General features: G+C 63.8%; 18 protein-coding genes. 13 read left to right on the forward strand and 5 right to left on the reverse strand.

What is annotated here, in order from left to right; genetic code table 11:
• Positions 1 to 93 precede the first annotated feature (93 nt).
• Positions 94 to 1,677: a trimethylamine methyltransferase family protein gene (locus B5M41_RS07945; protein WP_134649464.1), complete on the reverse strand. Its 1,584-nt coding sequence runs from the start codon at positions 1,675 to 1,677 to the stop codon at positions 94 to 96.
• Between the two features lie 335 nt (positions 1,678 to 2,012).
• On the opposite strand from B5M41_RS07945, the gene B5M41_RS07950 reads away from it, so the two are divergent.
• Positions 2,013 to 2,708 (forward strand): corrinoid protein, encoded by a 696-nt coding sequence (locus B5M41_RS07950; RefSeq protein WP_064330367.1) that lies wholly within the window; start codon positions 2,013 to 2,015, stop codon positions 2,706 to 2,708.
• 49 nt (positions 2,709 to 2,757) lie between these two features.
• Here B5M41_RS07950 and B5M41_RS07955 read toward each other — a convergent pair whose 3' ends face one another.
• Positions 2,758 to 2,916 (reverse strand): entericidin domain-containing protein, encoded by a 159-nt coding sequence (locus tag B5M41_RS07955; RefSeq protein ID WP_134649465.1) that lies wholly within the window; start codon positions 2,914 to 2,916, stop codon positions 2,758 to 2,760.
• Positions 2,917 to 2,933: 17 nt separating this feature from the next.
• On the opposite strand from B5M41_RS07955, the gene B5M41_RS07960 reads away from it, so the two are divergent.
• The 9 genes from B5M41_RS07960 (at position 2,934) to B5M41_RS08000 (ending at position 10,713) form a co-directional block, all read left to right on the forward strand.
• Positions 2,934 to 3,575: a DUF1638 domain-containing protein gene (locus B5M41_RS07960; RefSeq protein ID WP_134649466.1), complete on the forward strand. Its 642-nt coding sequence runs from the start codon at positions 2,934 to 2,936 to the stop codon at positions 3,573 to 3,575.
• A gap of 67 nt (positions 3,576 to 3,642) precedes the next feature.
• Complete coding sequence (locus tag B5M41_RS07965) at positions 3,643 to 4,455, forward strand: formyl transferase (protein ID WP_134649467.1); 813 nt, start codon at positions 3,643 to 3,645, stop codon at positions 4,453 to 4,455.
• A gap of 200 nt (positions 4,456 to 4,655) precedes the next feature.
• On the forward strand, positions 4,656 to 4,958 hold the full coding sequence (locus B5M41_RS07970) for a virulence factor (RefSeq protein WP_134649468.1): 303 nt from the start codon (positions 4,656 to 4,658) through the stop codon (positions 4,956 to 4,958).
• The gene (locus B5M41_RS07975; RefSeq protein WP_134649469.1) at positions 4,951 to 5,565 is read left to right on the forward strand and encodes a methylenetetrahydrofolate reductase C-terminal domain-containing protein; all 615 of its coding nucleotides are present in this window, start codon (positions 4,951 to 4,953) and stop codon (positions 5,563 to 5,565) included. Before B5M41_RS07970 ends, B5M41_RS07975 begins: the two co-directional genes overlap by 8 nt.
• A gap of 2 nt (positions 5,566 to 5,567) precedes the next feature.
• Entirely contained in the window at positions 5,568 to 6,662 is a 1,095-nt protein-coding gene (locus tag B5M41_RS07980) for a methylenetetrahydrofolate reductase (RefSeq protein ID WP_134649470.1), read from the forward strand.
• A gap of 182 nt (positions 6,663 to 6,844) precedes the next feature.
• Complete coding sequence (locus tag B5M41_RS07985; protein ID WP_134649471.1) at positions 6,845 to 7,813, forward strand: methyltetrahydrofolate cobalamin methyltransferase; 969 nt, start codon at positions 6,845 to 6,847, stop codon at positions 7,811 to 7,813.
• Complete coding sequence (locus B5M41_RS07990) at positions 7,813 to 8,136, forward strand: hypothetical protein (RefSeq protein WP_134649472.1); 324 nt, start codon at positions 7,813 to 7,815, stop codon at positions 8,134 to 8,136. Before B5M41_RS07985 ends, B5M41_RS07990 begins: the two co-directional genes overlap by 1 nt.
• Before the next feature lie 33 nt (positions 8,137 to 8,169).
• The gene (locus B5M41_RS07995; RefSeq protein ID WP_134649473.1) at positions 8,170 to 10,242 is read left to right on the forward strand and encodes an ASKHA domain-containing protein; all 2,073 of its coding nucleotides are present in this window, start codon (positions 8,170 to 8,172) and stop codon (positions 10,240 to 10,242) included.
• A 66-nt stretch (positions 10,243 to 10,308) separates the two neighbouring features.
• The gene (locus B5M41_RS08000) at positions 10,309 to 10,713 is read left to right on the forward strand and encodes a hypothetical protein (protein ID WP_134649474.1); all 405 of its coding nucleotides are present in this window, start codon (positions 10,309 to 10,311) and stop codon (positions 10,711 to 10,713) included.
• A gap of 34 nt (positions 10,714 to 10,747) precedes the next feature.
• On the opposite strand, the gene B5M41_RS08005 is transcribed toward B5M41_RS08000, so the two are convergent.
• Positions 10,748 to 11,665, reverse strand: coding sequence for a LysR family transcriptional regulator (locus B5M41_RS08005; protein WP_134649475.1), 918 nt, complete (start codon positions 11,663 to 11,665; stop codon positions 10,748 to 10,750).
• 117 nt (positions 11,666 to 11,782) lie between these two features.
• Here B5M41_RS08005 and B5M41_RS08010 point away from each other — a divergent pair, with 117 nt between their 5' ends.
• Together B5M41_RS08010 and B5M41_RS08015 are read left to right on the forward strand one after the other, a co-directional pair.
• Complete coding sequence (locus B5M41_RS08010; protein ID WP_134649476.1) at positions 11,783 to 12,001, forward strand: hypothetical protein; 219 nt, start codon at positions 11,783 to 11,785, stop codon at positions 11,999 to 12,001.
• 103 nt (positions 12,002 to 12,104) lie between these two features.
• Positions 12,105 to 12,320 (forward strand): hypothetical protein, encoded by a 216-nt coding sequence (locus B5M41_RS08015; protein WP_134649477.1) that lies wholly within the window; start codon positions 12,105 to 12,107, stop codon positions 12,318 to 12,320.
• A gap of 86 nt (positions 12,321 to 12,406) precedes the next feature.
• Here B5M41_RS08015 and B5M41_RS08020 read toward each other — a convergent pair whose 3' ends face one another.
• Positions 12,407 to 13,015, reverse strand: coding sequence for a GNAT family N-acetyltransferase (locus B5M41_RS08020; protein ID WP_134649478.1), 609 nt, complete (start codon positions 13,013 to 13,015; stop codon positions 12,407 to 12,409).
• Between the two features lie 287 nt (positions 13,016 to 13,302).
• Between B5M41_RS08020 and B5M41_RS08025 the strand changes: the two genes are divergently transcribed.
• Positions 13,303 to 14,310 (forward strand): GlxA family transcriptional regulator, encoded by a 1,008-nt coding sequence (locus B5M41_RS08025; protein ID WP_134649479.1) that lies wholly within the window; start codon positions 13,303 to 13,305, stop codon positions 14,308 to 14,310.
• A 46-nt stretch (positions 14,311 to 14,356) separates the two neighbouring features.
• Here the strand turns inward: B5M41_RS08025 and B5M41_RS08030 are convergent, their stop codons facing one another.
• A complete protein-coding gene (locus B5M41_RS08030) occupies positions 14,357 to 15,679 on the reverse strand; it encodes a GGDEF domain-containing response regulator (RefSeq protein ID WP_230640021.1) in 1,323 nt (440 codons plus the stop codon).
• Positions 15,680 to 15,726 lie beyond the last annotated feature (47 nt).

A 15,726-nucleotide genomic window follows, 5' to 3' on the forward strand; every position in this document is an offset into this window, starting at 1 on the left:
CTTGAGCTCATAATGCGGACGCCAGACTTCCTTCTGGATCATGTCGGCCACCCGCGTCGCTCCGCCTTGCTCCCTGGCGCGGTCGGGACCCTTTCAGGTGAAGGCGTCCGGCATCGAGTCCTTGCGCTCCTTGATGAAGGCGAGAAGCGCGTCGTCGATGGCCGGGTCGAGATGCGGCGCCTCGTAGCTGTCGAGCCAGCTGCGGCACAACGCGTTGGCGCGCTCCTCGATGCGCTTCTGCCCTTCGATCTCCCACTGCTCGAACGAGTTGTTGTCGGCGAGCGGCGAGCGATAGAAGGCGGTCTGGAAGTTGGCCTGGGTATGGGCGCAGCCGAGATAATGGCTGCCCGGACCCACTTCGCGGATGGCGTCGAGCGCCTGCGCATTCTCCGAGAGGTCGATGCCTTCGGCGAATTTCTGCATCATGCCGAGCTGGTCCTGGTCGATCATGAACTTCTCGTAGGACGAAACGAGGCCGCCTTCGAGCCAGCCCGCCGCGTGCAGCACGAAATTCGTGCCGGCCAGCAGCGTCATGTTGAGCGTGTTGGCGGATTCGTGTGCCGCCTGCGCATCCGGAACCTTCGAACCGCAGAGCGAGCCGCCGGTACGGAACGGCAGACCGAGGCGGCGGGCGAGCTGTGCTGCGCCGTAGGAGACCAGCGACGGCTCCGGCGAACCGAAGGTCGGCGCGCCCGACTGCATGGAGATCGACGCGGCGAAGGTGCCGAACAGCACCGGCGCGCCCTTGCGGATGAGCTGGGTGAAGGAGGCGCCGGCGAGAACCTCTGCGAGGATCTGCGTCAGCGTGCCGGCAACGGTCACCGGGCTCATCGCGCCCGACAGGATGAACGGCGAGACGACGCAGGCCTGGTTATGCCGGGCATAGACCTTCAGCGCGCCCACCATGGTCTCGTCGAAGACCATCGGCGAATTGGCGTTGATGAGGTTCATCATGACCGTGTTGTTCTCGACGAATTCGTCGCCGAACACGATCCTGGCCATGGCGATCGAATCTTCCGCGCGTTCCGGCGCGGTGACCGAGCCCATGAACGGCTTGTCGGAATATTTCAGGTGGCTGTAGACCATGTCCAGGTGACGCTTGTTCACCGGAATGTCCACCGGCTCGCAGACCGTGCCGCCCGACGAATGCATGGACGGCGCCATATAGGCGAGCTTCACGAAATTGCGGAAGTCCTCGATCGTCGCATAGCGCCTGACGCCTTCGAGGTCGCGCACGAAGGGCGGGCCGTAGACCGGCACGAAAACGGTGGCCTTGCCGCCGATCTGGACGCTGCGCTCGGGGTTGCGGGCATGCCAGGTGAACTGCGACGGTGCAGTCTTCAAGAGTTCGCGGCACAGTCCCTTGGGAAAATGCACGCGCTCGCCGCGCACGTCAGCGCCGGCGTCCCGCCACAGCTGGAGCGCTTCCGGATCCTCGCGGAACTCGATGCCGATTTCCTCCAGGATGAGGTCCGCATTGGCTTCGATGAGCTGCAGGCCTTCCTCGTCGAGAACCTCGTATTCCCTGATCTTGCGGGTGATATAGGGCAGCGACGGGCCCGGACCGCCACCGGTGCGCGATGCGCGCCGTGCGGCCGCGCCGCGCCCCTCCCGCGAGCGACGCCCGCCACCTTCCTGGGTGCCCTCGCCTGCCACCTGCTCAATGCCCTCGCTCATGATCCGTCTTCCCTTTCTTCCCGCGCCCGAAAGCGCCTCTTTTGCTATGCTAGCAAGCCGCCGGATCGGGGCGGGTCTCAAAGCGCCAAGCAATGGCGCACGCTGGATACCGGCTTTGGCGCGATCATAATGCGGACGCCGCCGGGATCGTAGCGGCATTCTCTTGTTTGCGCTGTCAATTCACCGTTTTGCAGCGTAAGATCGCGGCATGTTTTCGCCGGGTCGCTTTTCACTGTATGCGACGTCGTTTTCGAAATCGGATTGCGACACGAGGACGGATATTTCTAGGGTGAGGAGCCTGCCGACCGCAGCGCCAATGGAGACGAGGAAACACAATGTCTGACGACGAAATCATTCTCGCCGATCTCTCCGACGAAGAGCTTGTGCAGCAGATGCACGACGACCTCTACGACGGCCTGAAGGAGGAAATCGAAGAGGGCACCAACATCCTGCTGGAGCGCGGCTGGGCGCCCTACGACGTGCTCACCCAGGCCCTCGTCGAAGGCATGCGCATCGTCGGCGTCGATTTCCGCGACGGCATTCTCTTCGTGCCGGAAGTTCTCCTGTCGGCAAACGCCATGAAGGCCGGCATGGCGATCCTGCGTCCCCTGCTTGCCGCCACCGGCGCGCCGAAGCAGGGCAAGATGGTGATCGGCACCGTCAAGGGCGACATCCACGACATCGGCAAGAACCTCGTCGGCATGATGATGGAAGGTGCGGGCTTCGACGTGATCGACCTCGGCATCAACAACCCGGTCGAAAACTATCTGGAAGCCATCGAGCGCGAACAGCCCGATATCCTCGGCATGTCTGCGCTTCTGACGACCACCATGCCCTATATGAAGGTCGTCATCGACACGATGAAGGAAAAGGGCCTGCGCGACGATTACGTCGTCCTGGTCGGCGGCGCGCCGCTCAACGAGGAATTCGGCAAGGCCGTCGGTGCGGACGCCTATTGCCGCGATGCGGCCGTTGCCGTGGAAACCGCCAAGGAATTCATGAAGCGCAAGCACAACATGCTTGCCGGCTGACGTGAAATATCAGGCGGCGCCTTGAAAGCGCGCCGCCTGACCACGAGATTTATCGAGCGGCACGCTCGACGCTGCGGCCGGCATCCTGCGTCGCATCAACGGCATTGGCCGTATCCCTGCCCACGCCGCGAATGGTGTTGCCGCAGGCGCTGAGCGCCAGAAGCGCGGCGAGAACGATGCTGATCTTGCTCAGATTTGTCGCAGTCATGGTGGGAGTCCCTCTAAATGGATGTGGTTGACGCAGAACTTCGGCTTGGAAGTCCGGCGTCTAAACGCACGAGACGCGAAAAAGTTCGCGTGATCGCGTGCGGTGCGATCGCGCGCGAGATCATCGCGATCCGCGATGCAAACGGCCTCGATCACATCGACCTCGTCTGCCTGCCCGCCATCTGGCACGCCCATCCCGAAAAGATTGCGCCCGGCGTCGAAAAAGCGGTTCAAGAGGCGCGCGCCGAAGGCTTCTCCCGTGTCTTCGTGGGCTATGCCGATTGCGGCACCGGCGGGCTGCTCGACCGGGTCTGCGAAAAGCTCGGCGTCGAGCGGATCGCCGGACCGCACTGTTACTCCTTCTTCGCCGGCAACGAGGCCTTCGCCGCGAAGGATGACGACGTGACCGCGTTCTTCCTCACCGACTTCCTGGCCCGCCAGTTCCGCGCCTTCGTCATCGAGCCGCTCGGCCTCGACCGGCATCCGCAGCTTAAGGATATGTATTTCGGCAACTACACCAAACTCGTCTATCTCTCACAGGTCGAGGACGAGGCCCTGCAGCAGAAGGCGAAAGAGGCGGCCGGCTATCTCGGGCTCACCTACGAATACCGCTTCACCGGCTACGGCGACCTGACCGGCGCCGTGCTCGGCGCCCGCTAACCAATTCTTAGCCCTGCCCGCAAATCCCGCGCCCTCGGTTACGCCTTTCTAAGAGCGGGATCCGATCATGCCCGCCAGAAATCGGCGAGGTATCGACATGACGCAGCAGGCAATACGGACGGAAGCGGTGGCAGTGCTGATTCAGCCCGGACCCAACCCGGAAATCGTCGTCAATGCCGTCAAGGCGGCCTTCCCTAATCTTGTGGTGATCGAGGAAGAGCCCGAGTCGAAAGCGCTGTTCATCCGCCGCCGCGCAAAAAAACTCGGCTGGATCCAGGCGCTGGGGCAGCTCGCGACCATGGTCGTCTCCAAATACGGCAAGCGCTTCACCAGGAAACGCACCGCCGAAATCCTTAAAACCTTCGGCGCCGACCCGTCGCCCGATCCGGCAATTCGCCGCGTGGCCGTTCCCTCCGCCAACAGCCCGGCGTTCCTGGCCGCGATCGCCGAGATCCGGCCGGCCGCCCTGCTTTTGGTCAGCACGCGCATGCTGAAGGCCGAGACGCTCGCCGCCATACCCTGCCCGGTCTTGAACCTGCATGCGGGCATCAACCCGCAATATCGCGGCCTGCAAGGCGGATACTGGTCGCGCGTGCGGTCGGATGAGGCGAATTTCGGCACGACGATCCATCTCGTGGATGCCGGCGTCGACACCGGCGGCGTGCTCCACCAGATGCGCATCAAACCTTCCAAACGCGACACGATGCACACCTATCCGCTCCTCCAGACGGCCGCCGCCACCGGCCTTGTCGTGCAGGCGCTCGACGAAGCGGTGACGGGTAACCTCAAGCCCTTGAAAATAGCGGCACCATCGCGACAATGGTATCATCCGCCGATCTGGACCTGGCTCTGGAACGGCGTGACCCGCGGCATCTGGTAGGTCCTCCCGGCGAGGTCGAATCCGACGTCGTTTTTGAGCATGAGGCAGTCGTGGCGAGTAGAGCCCGCGACGACGCCAGCACGCATTGTCAGCATAGCAACGGGAGGAAGACGCCGAGCGCTTTCCGCCCGCAGTTGCGGCAGAGGGGGTAGAGCATTTCCGGCTGAAGACGCGCGGCAATGCTCCGGGAGAAATTCGACATGGCAGACCGCATCATCGTCTACTGGCGCGATATCCCCGCCCAGGTCATCATCAAGAGAGGCCGGGCCAGCGCCAAGCGGGAACTCTCGCTGCGCTTCACCGAGGCCATCGACATGTGCGCCATGCGCACCGGCGCGGCGGAAACCGACGATTACCTCGCCGAATGGCGCAAGGCCGCCCCCGAGCCCGTTTCCGACGACCTGGAGGCGGAAGCCGACAAGGCCGTCGCCGAGATCGAGGCCGCCTATGACCGCGAGCGGCTGGTCGCCCTCGTCAAGGCCGGAGGGCGCGACAATGGCTGATCCGAAACTCGGAGAACCGAAGCTCGAAGGCGCGCAGAAGCCCGGCAACGCCGCGCCCGCCAAGAAGGCCGCCACGGGCGCCTTCACGCCATCAGGCGTCTCGCCGAACCGCCGGTCGCGCCACAAATACACGATCCGCCTCTGGGCGGTGCGCCATTCCCGTTTTTTCGAGTGGTTCTACCACCGTTTCGCGGAAGCCTTCCTGCTTCTCCACCCCGTCTGGAAGCTCTTCGGCTACCAGCGCGTCGAGCGACCCATCACCTTCGTCGAAAAGCATGTGAAGGGTTTTCTTTTCGACTGTCGCATGTGCGGCCAGTGCGCGCTGTCGTCCACGGGCATGTCCTGCCCGATGAACTGTCCCAAGCAGTTGCGCAACGGCCCCTGCGGCGGGGTGCGTGCCAATGGCAACTGCGAGGTGGAACCGGACATGCCCTGCGTTTGGGTCCAGGCCTGGAAGGGCTCGCAGAACATGGTGAAGGGAGACGCCATCATGAACGTGCAGAAGCCGGTGAACCAGTCGCTGCGCGAGACCTCGTCCTGGCTGCGCGTGACCGCGGAAGCCGCCGCTGCCCGTGAAGCGGCCGCCGCCGCCGGAAAGGACGCCTGAGCATGGCGCATATCGACGAAAACCCGCTAGGGGCCCACCTGCCGCTCGATCCCCTGCCCGGCCATTCCTCGCTGGGCCGGCTGGAACGGGTGCTCAGGCGCGGTGAATTCGCCGTGACGACGGAACTGAACCCGCCCGACAGCGCCAACCCGGAAGACGTCTACGAACGCGCGGCGATCTTCGACGGCTGGGTCGACGGCATCAATGCGGTCGATGCGTCGGGCGCTAACTGCCACATGTCGTCGTTCGGCATCTGCGCGCTTTTGACCCGCATGGGTTATGCGCCGATCATGCAGATCGCCTGCCGCGACAAGAACCGCATCGCCATACAGGGCGACGTTCTCGGTGCCGCCGCCATGGGCGTGTGCAACATCATGTGCCTGACCGGCGACGGCGTGCAGGCCGGCGACCAGCCCGGCGCAAAGCCCGTCTTCGATCTCGACTGCATGTCGCTGCTCGAAACCGTGCGCGTCATGCGCGACAATTCCAAGTTCCTGTCCGGCCGCAAGCTGACAACGCCGCCGAAGGTGTTCCTCGGCGCCGCGATCAATCCTTTCGCCCCGCCCTACGACTTCCGCCCCTACCGCCTCGCCAAGAAGATCGAGGCCGGCGCGCAGTTCGTGCAGAGCCAGTATTGCTTCGACGTGCCGATGTTCCGCGAATACATGAAGAAGGTGCGCGACCTCGGCCTGCACGAGAAGTGCTACATCCTCGTGGGCGTGGGCCCCATGGCGTCGGCCAAGACCGCCAAGTGGATCCGCTCCAACGTGCCGGGCATCCACATTCCCGATTCCGTCATCAAGCGCCTGGAAGGCGCGGAGGACCAGAAGAAGGAGGGCAAGCAGCTCTGCATCGACATCATCAACGAGGTGAAGGAGATCGAGGGCGTTTCCGGCATTCACGTCATGGCGTACCGGCAGGAAGAATATGTCGCGGAAATGGTGCATGATTCCGGCGTCCTGAAGGGGCGCAAGCCCTGGAAGCGCGAGCCGAACCCTGTCGACCAGCTCGTTGCCGAACGCATCGAGATGGCCCGGGACGGCCATGAGCAGGACCAGCAGAAACTCGCCGGGCAGGCCGCCCAGCAGCCGCTTTGAACGGACGGTAAGCCATGCAGGAGATTGCCCCCTCATCCACCTGCCGGCACCTTTTCCCCGCGAGGGAGAAGGTGGCCCGCAAGGGCCGGATGAGGGGTTCCCGCTTCGTCCGCCGACCAGCATTGTAACACCCGATATCGCGCGCTAGATCACAATCGGCGCCCCGCCTCAGAGGACCTTATATGACACGCACCATCGTCGCCTCGGCCACCCGCGAAATCGTCATCGGTTTCGACCAGCCCTTCTGCGTCATCGGCGAGCGCATCAACCCGACCGGCCGCAAGAAGCTGGCCGCGGAAATGCAGGCCGGCAATTTCGAGACCGTCATCAAGGATGCGCTGGAACAGGTCGCCGCCGGTGCCACGATGCTGGACATCAATGCCGGCGTGACCTCCGTCAATCCTAACGAGACCGAGCCGGGCCTGCTCGTCCAGACGCTGGAGATCGTGCAGGGCCTCGTCGATATCCCGCTTGCCATCGACAGTTCGGTGACGGCAGCCATCGAAGCCGGCCTCAAGGTCGCAAAGGGCCGCCCGCTGGTGAACTCGGTCACGGGTGAGGAGGAAAAGCTCGAGGCGATCCTGCCGCTCGTCAAGAAATACGATGTGCCCGTGGTTGCCATCTCCAACGACGAGACCGGCATCTCCATGGACCCGGACGTGCGCTTCGCCGTCGCCAAGAAGATCGTCGAGCGTGCCATGGACCACGGCATCAAGCCGCACGACATCGTCGTCGACCCGCTCGTCATGCCGATCGGCGCGCTGGGCGATGCCGGCCGCCAGGTCTTCCAGCTGCTTTACCGCCTGCGCAACGAACTGAAGGTCAACACGACCTGCGGCCTCTCCAACATCTCCTTCGGCCTGCCGCACCGTCACGGCATCAATGCCGGCTTCATTCCCATGGTCATCGGCGCAGGCATGACATCCGCCATCATGAACCCCTGCCGCCCACAGGAAATGGAGGCTGTGCGCGCGGCCAACGTGCTGAACGGCACGGACCCCAACTGCACCAACTGGATCATGACCTACCGCGATCACAAGCCCGCCGAGGGCGGTGCCTCGGCCGGCGCTGGCGCCGCAGCTCCTGCGCCTGCCGGCGGCCGCCGCGGTGGTCGTGCAGCCCGCGCCGGTGCGGGCGCGGCGCGCGAATAATGGCCGGCGGGCGCCAGTTCCGCCACGACGCCTTCAGCCTGTGGCTGGAGGCGCCTCTGGTGATCGCCATGCGCTGCCAGGAGATGGGCATGGCGGCGCTGACCGGCTCGACGCAGAACACCGCCGAGATGACCCGGATGGTCACGGAAAAGATGGCTGCCGCGGCGGAAAGCGCCGTGGCGGCCAATTTTGCTCTGGCGAAAGCCATGATGACGGCGGCCTCGCCGGAAAGCACGGTCCGTGCGGTTTCGCAGGCCGCGCTGAAACCCTACGGCAAGCGCGTGCGCAGCAATATGCGCCGCCTTTCCCGCAAGAAGACATGAGGCGGCCCAGCCGGCCGTAGAAAGACCGATCCGATGCGCATTGAAGGGGAAAGCGAGATCAACATGACCGAAGCCTCGGCAAAAGAACCGCTGGTCCTCTTCATGCCCTCGGGCAAGCGCGGCCGCTTCCCGGTCGGCACCCCGGTTCTCGAAGCCGCCCGAAAACTCGGCGTCTACGTCGAGAGCGTGTGCGGCGGGCGCGCGACCTGCGGGCGCTGTCAGATCGAGGTGCAGGAAGGCAATTTCGCCAAGCACAAGATCGTCTCCTCGCTCGACCACATCTCGGAAAAGGGCCCGAAGGAGGAGCGTTACGAAAAGGTCCGCGGCCTGCCCGAAGGACGCCGCCTCTCCTGCTCCGCCCTCATCCTCGGCGACCTCGTCGTGGACGTGCCGCAGGACACCGTCATCAATGCGCAGGTGGTGCGCAAGGCCGCGACCGACCGCGTGATCGAGCGCAACGCCGCCGTCCAGCTCTGCTATGTCGAGGTGGACGAGCCCGACATGCACAAGCCGCTGGGCGATCTCGACCGCCTGAAGGTGATGCTGGAAAAGGACTGGGGCTGGAAAGACCTGCTGATCGCGCCCCATCTCATCCCGCAGGTGCAGTCGATCCTGCGCAAGGGCAGCTGGGGCGTCACCGCCGCCATCCACCGCGATATGGACAGTTCACGCCCGTTTATCGTCGGCCTCTGGCCCGGCCTGAAGAACGAGGCCTATGGCGTGGCCTGCGATATCGGCTCCACGACGATTGCCATGCACCTCGTCTCGCTGCTGTCCGGCCGCATCGTCGCCTCTTCGGGTACGTCGAACCCGCAGATCCGCTTCGGCGAAGACCTGATGAGCCGCGTCTCCTATGTCATGATGAACCCGGACGGCCGGGAAGCCATGACCAAAGCCGTGCGCGAAGCCGTCAATGGCCTGATCGGCAAGGTCTGCGCGGAAGGCGACGTCGACCGGCACGATATTCTCGACATGGTCTTCGTCGCCAACCCGATCATGCACCACCTGTTCCTCGGCATCGACCCGACGGAACTTGGCCAGGCGCCGTTCGCGCTCGCAGTCTCCGGCGCGCTGCAATACTGGGCGCACGAACTGGACATCGACGTGAACCGCGGCGCGCGGCTCTACACGCTGCCCTGCATCGCCGGCCATGTCGGCGCGGATGCGGCGGGGGCGACGCTCGCCGAAGGCCCCTACCGTCAGGATCGCATGATGCTGCTGGTCGATGTCGGCACCAACGCGGAAATCGTGCTCGGCAATCGCCAGCGCGTCGTTGCCGCCTCCTCGCCGACCGGGCCGGCCTTCGAGGGCGCGGAAATCTCCTCCGGCCAGCGCGCAGCACCCGGCGCCATCGAGCGCGTGCGCATCGATCCCGTCACGCTGGAGCCGAAGTTCCGCGTCATCGGCGTGGACAAGTGGTCCGACGAGGAAGGCTTTGCCGAGGGAGCCGAAAAGGTCGGCATAACAGGCATCTGCGGTTCGGCGATCATCGAAGTCGTGGCGGAAATGTATCTCACCGGCCTCATATCCGAGGATGGCGTCGTCGATGGCACCATGGCGGAGAGAAGCCCGCGCATCCTGCAGAACGGCCGCACCTTCTCCTATCTGCTGCATGACGGCGAGCCGCGCATCACGGTGACGCAGAACGACATCCGCGCCATCCAGCTCGCCAAATCGGCGCTCTATGCCGGCATCAAGCTGCTGATGGAAAAGCAGGGCGTCGACCATGTCGATACGATCCGCTTTGCCGGCGCCTTCGGCTCCTTCATCGATCCGAAATACGCGATGGTGCTGGGCCTCATCCCGGATTGCGACCTCAACGAGGTGAAGGCCGTCGGCAATGCGGCAGGCACAGGCGCACTGATGGCGCTGCTCAACCGCGACCACCGCCGCGAGATCGAGCGCGAGGTCAGCCGCATCGAGAAGATCGAGACGGCGCTCGAGCCGCATTTCCAGCAGCTCTTCGTCAACGCCATGGCGATGCCGAACAAGGTCGACCCCTTCCCCGAACTCGCCAAGGTCGTGACGCTGCCCGAACGCAAGGTGCCGTCCGACGAGGGCGGCGGCGAAGGCGGCGGCCGCCGTCGGCGGCGCAACCGCGAATGAAGCGGCCGGTCTTTTCTTCGTCCGAAAGCGGCTCTACGATAGCCTGCCGAAAAGAATGAGAACACCATGACCAGTTCCGCCATCGCCGCCACCGCCCTTTGCGTCGTGCTCGCCTCGCCCGCTTTCGCCGAGACCTATACGGCCGTCAGCAACACAGCCGTCTCCATCACCGGCGATATAGAGCTGGACGAGACCGGCATCACCTTCGAAAACGGCGAACAGCTCACCTTCGAGGAGCAGGTGGCCGACCGGTTCACGGTCGACGGCCAATCGGTGGAGGCCCATGTCTTCAGCCTCGCGGAGGCGCGCGATCCCGTCCTGCTCAACGGCAATACGCTGTGCGGCGCGCCCGTCACCTATGTCGCCTCCTGGGAGACGAGCGAAGGCAGCGGCACCGTTCTCGCGGTCTTCTCGACCCCGCAGCCGCCCGCGAGCGATGCGGACATGTGCGCGTCCTATACCTACGAATAGGCGAAAGCCGGGCTGATCGCCCGGCCCTCCCAAATCAGCAGGCGACTTGCAGCATGTCCATCGGCCGCCGCTCCATGCGGGCGAAGGCGGAGCGGATATAGTCTGCGACCGCCTGCGCGGGCGCTTCCGCTTCCTCGTTGACGACGAGACCGATGAGATAGTGGCCGAGGTCCGGCAGGCCGTCCTTCTCGCCCAGTGCCACCATGTCGTCACCGACCAGGAAGCGCGCGAGCGGTGCGACGGCGAGGTCGGCGCGAATGGCCGCGCGCTGGCCCATGTGGTGGGCGCAGAAATAGGCGACCCGGAAATCGCGCCCCGACTGGCTCAACTCCTCCAGGGCACGCGCGCGCCAGATGCAGCCTTCTTCCCAGACGGAGACGGGAAGCGGATTTTTCAGATAGGCGTTGCCGCAGTTCTTTCCCGCCCAGACCAGCTGTTCCTTCAGCAGGATTTCGCCGGGAACCGGAAGCGTGCCATCGGTCGCGTTGAAGATCGCCAGATCGAGACGCCGCTCGGCGACCGCGCGGCGCAGGGTGCTGCTGGTCTCGATCGATACGTTGACGGCAATCGACGGGTAGGTTTCGGCAAAGCGCCGCAGCACTTCCGGCAGGATCAGCTCGCCCACATCATCAGGCGCGCCAAGGCGCACGACGCCGTTCATTTCGGGCATCATGAAGCGTGAGACCGCTTCATTGCTGAGCGCGATCAGCCGGCGCGCGTAGGACAGGAGCACCTCGCCCTGGTGAGTGAGCACGACCGAACGGGCATCGCGGCGAAACAGCGAGCAGCCCAGCATCTCCTCGAGTTTCTTGATCTGCATGGAGACGGCCGACGGCGTGCGATGCACGGTCTCGGCTGCTGTCGTGAAGTTGCCGGTCTCGGCAATCGCCACGAACGTTCGCAGGATATCCAGCTCGAGCAGCGGCAGCGTCTGACGCATCAACAGGTTCATGGCCAATCTCCATGGATCAGAAAAAATGAAGTGAAAGCTCATTTCATTTCGTTTGATTGAAAACCGAGTGAGGCGGATAGTCAACGGGCAAACAAACGAACATGAGGAAAAAACGCCATGAAAAGCGAAAAATCTCCCATATTCGGCGGCGATATTGCCGTTCGCGCCCGCGGAAATGGCTTCTACTATACCATACGGCGGTTCGTGAGCGAGAAAATCCAGGCCCGCCGCCGGCGTCTCTCCGTCGATCACGCGGCCTGGGAACTGGCCCAGCTGCCGGACTACCTCAAGCGGGATATCCAGTGGCCGCCAGCGTCAGACCATGAAGAACACTGATCAATCGGATCAAATATATTCGTTTGATTGATGCATTGGGTTGCGGCACAGTCTGACCATGGTCGCGACCTTTCGGAACTCCCAAGCACGAAAGGAACCTAACATGACACTCGTACTGGAACATCGGCAGGAACGGCGCGCAACGGGCGCCCGGTTCGGCCACAGCCTTGCTCATCTCGTCCGCGAACTCTTCGGGCGGATCGTCTCCGCATGGGAACGCAGCCGTCAGGAGCGTGAGATGGAAAGCATGCCCTATGACCTGCGCAAGGACATCGGCTTCCGCGCGGCAATCAACACAGCGCCCAAGTCGACACGATGACGGCAGACTGTAACGGCTGTACGCCGCATATCGACCAAGCCTAGGCCGCCGGCTCTGACAGACAACGTCAAGCCGGCGGTTTTGCATCAGGCCCGCAGGATCGGCACCTGGGGCGCCGCGGTTTCCGGCAGCACGCCGGTCAGGCGCGGATCGTCGAAGACCTCGACCTGCCGCTTCACCGGCACGAAACCCGAGCGAATGTAGAAATTCAGCGCCTGCGGCGAATCGAGCGTGCAGGTGTGCACCCAGAAGCGCCCGATCGGTGCGTGCCCCTCCCGCGACCAGGCGCGCGCAATCGCCCGGTTCATCAACCAGCGTCCCGTACCGTTCCCGACCATCGCGGGCGTGAGACCGAAGAAGGCGAGTTCGCAGGCCCCCTCCTCGCGGAAATCCAGTTCCAGCAGGCCCTCCGCGCGGCCATCCTTCATCACCGCATAGACCTCGACGTCGGGATCGGTCAGAATCGCCGCGAGGTCCGATTCCGCCATTCTGAGGCGCGAATCCCAAAGCCAATCGGTGCCGACGCGCGCGTAAAGATCGCGATACCATGCGGTATCAGGCGTCTCGACATGCGCAAGCGTTATGCCGGGTTGTTCAGGGTCAGGCCCTAGTTGCGGCGGCTTGCACATTTCGAGATGCGTCACCACCGCTGCGAGTTTGCCCGCCGGCACATCCGAATATCCATCTGGCAGCATTTGTCGCCTCTCTTTCGATGGCTGCTTTCTCGCTGCGCCGGACAGTCTTGTCAAACAGCGGGCCTTGAAGAAGCACCGCCGTCGCAATCCGGCCATGGCGCAAGCGACGTCGCAAATACGCAACCCATGCACTTTTGTCATAATTTCGCCGGAAGACGCTGACATCTCAGCGATACGGCATACGTCCCGGTCGCAACCATCCTTTTTCCTGTCGCAAAAATACTAGCGCGACGGCCGGCTTGCCTGCGACGATTGCGACATTCCGCCTCACCAGCATGGACACGCCGATGAACAAGCAAGACGTCAAGAAGCGCTCTCTCGTTTTCTTTCTCGTGCCCAACTTCTCCATGCTGCCCTTCTCGGCGGCAATCGAGACGTTGCGCATCGCCAACCGCATGCTCGGATACGAGGCCTATACCTGGCGTCTCGCCTCCACGGACGGGCAGCAGGTGCTGTCCTCCAGCGGCATCGGCATCGAGGTGAACTCCTCGCTTGCCGACGAGCGCAAGCATCTCGGCGGGGAAAACCGCCCCTCCATGGTGCTGGTCTGCTCCGGTATCTATGTCGAGGACTTCTCCAACAAGTCGGTCAATGCCTGGCTGCGCGAGGTCTACAATCGCGGCATCGCCGTGGGCTCGCTCTGTACAGGTGCGCACGTGCTGGCACAGGCCGGTCTCCTCTCTGGCAAGCGCTGCGCCATCCACTGGGAAAACCTGCCGGGCTTTGCCGAGGCATTCCCGCAGGCCGATGTCTATGCCGATCTCTATGAAATCGACGGCAACATCTACACCTGCGCCGGCGGCACGGCCTCGCTCGACATGATGCTCAACCTGATCGACCAGGATTTCGGCGAAAACCTCGTCAACCGCGTCTGCGAACAGGCCCTCACGGACCGCGTGCGCGGCCCGCACGACCGCCAGCGCCTGCCGCTGCGCGCCCGACTGGGCGTGCAGAACGCCAAGGTGCTGTCGATCATCGAACTGATGGAAAAGAACCTCTCCGAGCCGCTCTCGCTCTTGGAGATCGCCGATGGCGCGGACCTGTCGCGCCGCCAGATCGAGCGCCTTTTCCGCCAGGAAATGGGCCGCTCGCCGGCCCGCTACTACCTGGAAATCCGGCTCGACCGTGCCCGCCACCTGCTGGTGCAGTCCTCCATGCCCGTGGTGGAAGTCGCCGTCGCCTGCGGCTTCGTCTCGGCCTCGCACTTCTCCAAGTGCTACCGCGAGCTTTACAACCGCTCGCCCCAGCAGGAGCGCGCCGAACGCAAGCTGACGCTCTCGGCCATCGCACGCTGATCGGACGATCCTGAAATAAAGGAGGTCCCCGTCCCTGCGGCGGGGATCAGCTTGCCAGCGCCTTCATCAGCGACAGTTCGGAGAACACCCGGTTACGGCCGGCATGCTTGGCCATGTAGAGGAACTGGTCGGCGGCATTCAGGTAGTTGTCGAAGGTTTCCCGGTCGGAAATGACCGCGAGGCCGACGGACACGGTAATCGTCAACGGCTCGCCATCGGCATCGATCGGCTGGGCCGCAATTTCCTCACGCAGGCGCTCGCAGTAATCCAGGGCCTCGTCGAGGCCCAGCCCATTGAAGATAAGGCCGAATTCCTCGCCGCCGAGACGAGCCAGCAGATGCCGGTCGCTCACGCGATGCTTCAGCCGCCGCGCGATGGCCTTCAGCACGACGTCGCCGACCTCGTGGCCGTAGGTATCGTTCAGCCGCTTGAAGTGGTCGATGTCGAGAATGGCGATCGACATCAGCTCCCCGCGCCGAAGCGCCTGCTCGACGAGCCGCGGCCCGGCCTCGAAGAAATAGCGGCGGTTATAGATGTCCGTCAGGTAGTCGCGCGCGGCGATGCGGTGCAGCGACTGCACCCGCTTCTGGATCGCCGCGACATGGAAGATGCGGCTGTTGAATTCCTCGATGAGGAAGGGCTTCTGGATATATTCGTCGCCCCCGGCCCGAAGGAAACGGGCGGCAACCATGCGGTCTTCGGACTGGGCAAGCCCCACCACGCGCACCGCATCGTCGCCATGGCGCTTGCGGATCTCGCTGAGCAGATCGAAGCCGCTCATGTCGGAGAGCGCGATATCGCAGACGACCATGTCGATCCCGCCATGAGAATCGAGCGCCTCCAGTGCGGCGGCCCCCGTATCGACGGCAATGATCTGGAAACGCTGCTTGGCGATGAGGCTGACCTGTTTCTCAAGGCTTTCCGGATCGGAATCGACCACGAGCACTTGCGTCTTGCCGCTGGTCAGGATGCGGTCCACCGCAAGCACGAGCTGCTGGATCGCCGCCGGATTGTCCTTCACGACATAATCCAGCACGTTCTTGGCCAGGATCTGGTCGCGGGTTGCATCGCTGAACGAGCCGGTGAAGACGAGCGGGGCGATGCCCTTCGAGATCACGTAGTCGAGCGCTTCGCAATTCGGCGCGTCGGGCAGGTTGAGATCGAGAACGGCAAGGGCGAATTCCGGCGCGTCGCCCTGGAAGATGGTCCGTACCGCCGCCATGCTGGAGCAGTGGGTGACATCCAGGCCAAGCTCCTTTTCGAGCCGGTACTTGAGCGCCGTGGAGAACATGCGCGAATCCTCCACGAGCAGCACCTTCTGGCCGGTATGACGCAGAAATGCCGGTCCTCGCTGCGGATTCGAATCCACGTCCACGCTTCCCCTACCCCGATGACACATTCGTCTGCGGGCATTAC

Source organism: Shinella sumterensis (assembly GCF_004514425.2).
Taxonomy (GTDB): Bacteria; Pseudomonadota; Alphaproteobacteria; order Rhizobiales; family Rhizobiaceae; genus Shinella; species Shinella sumterensis.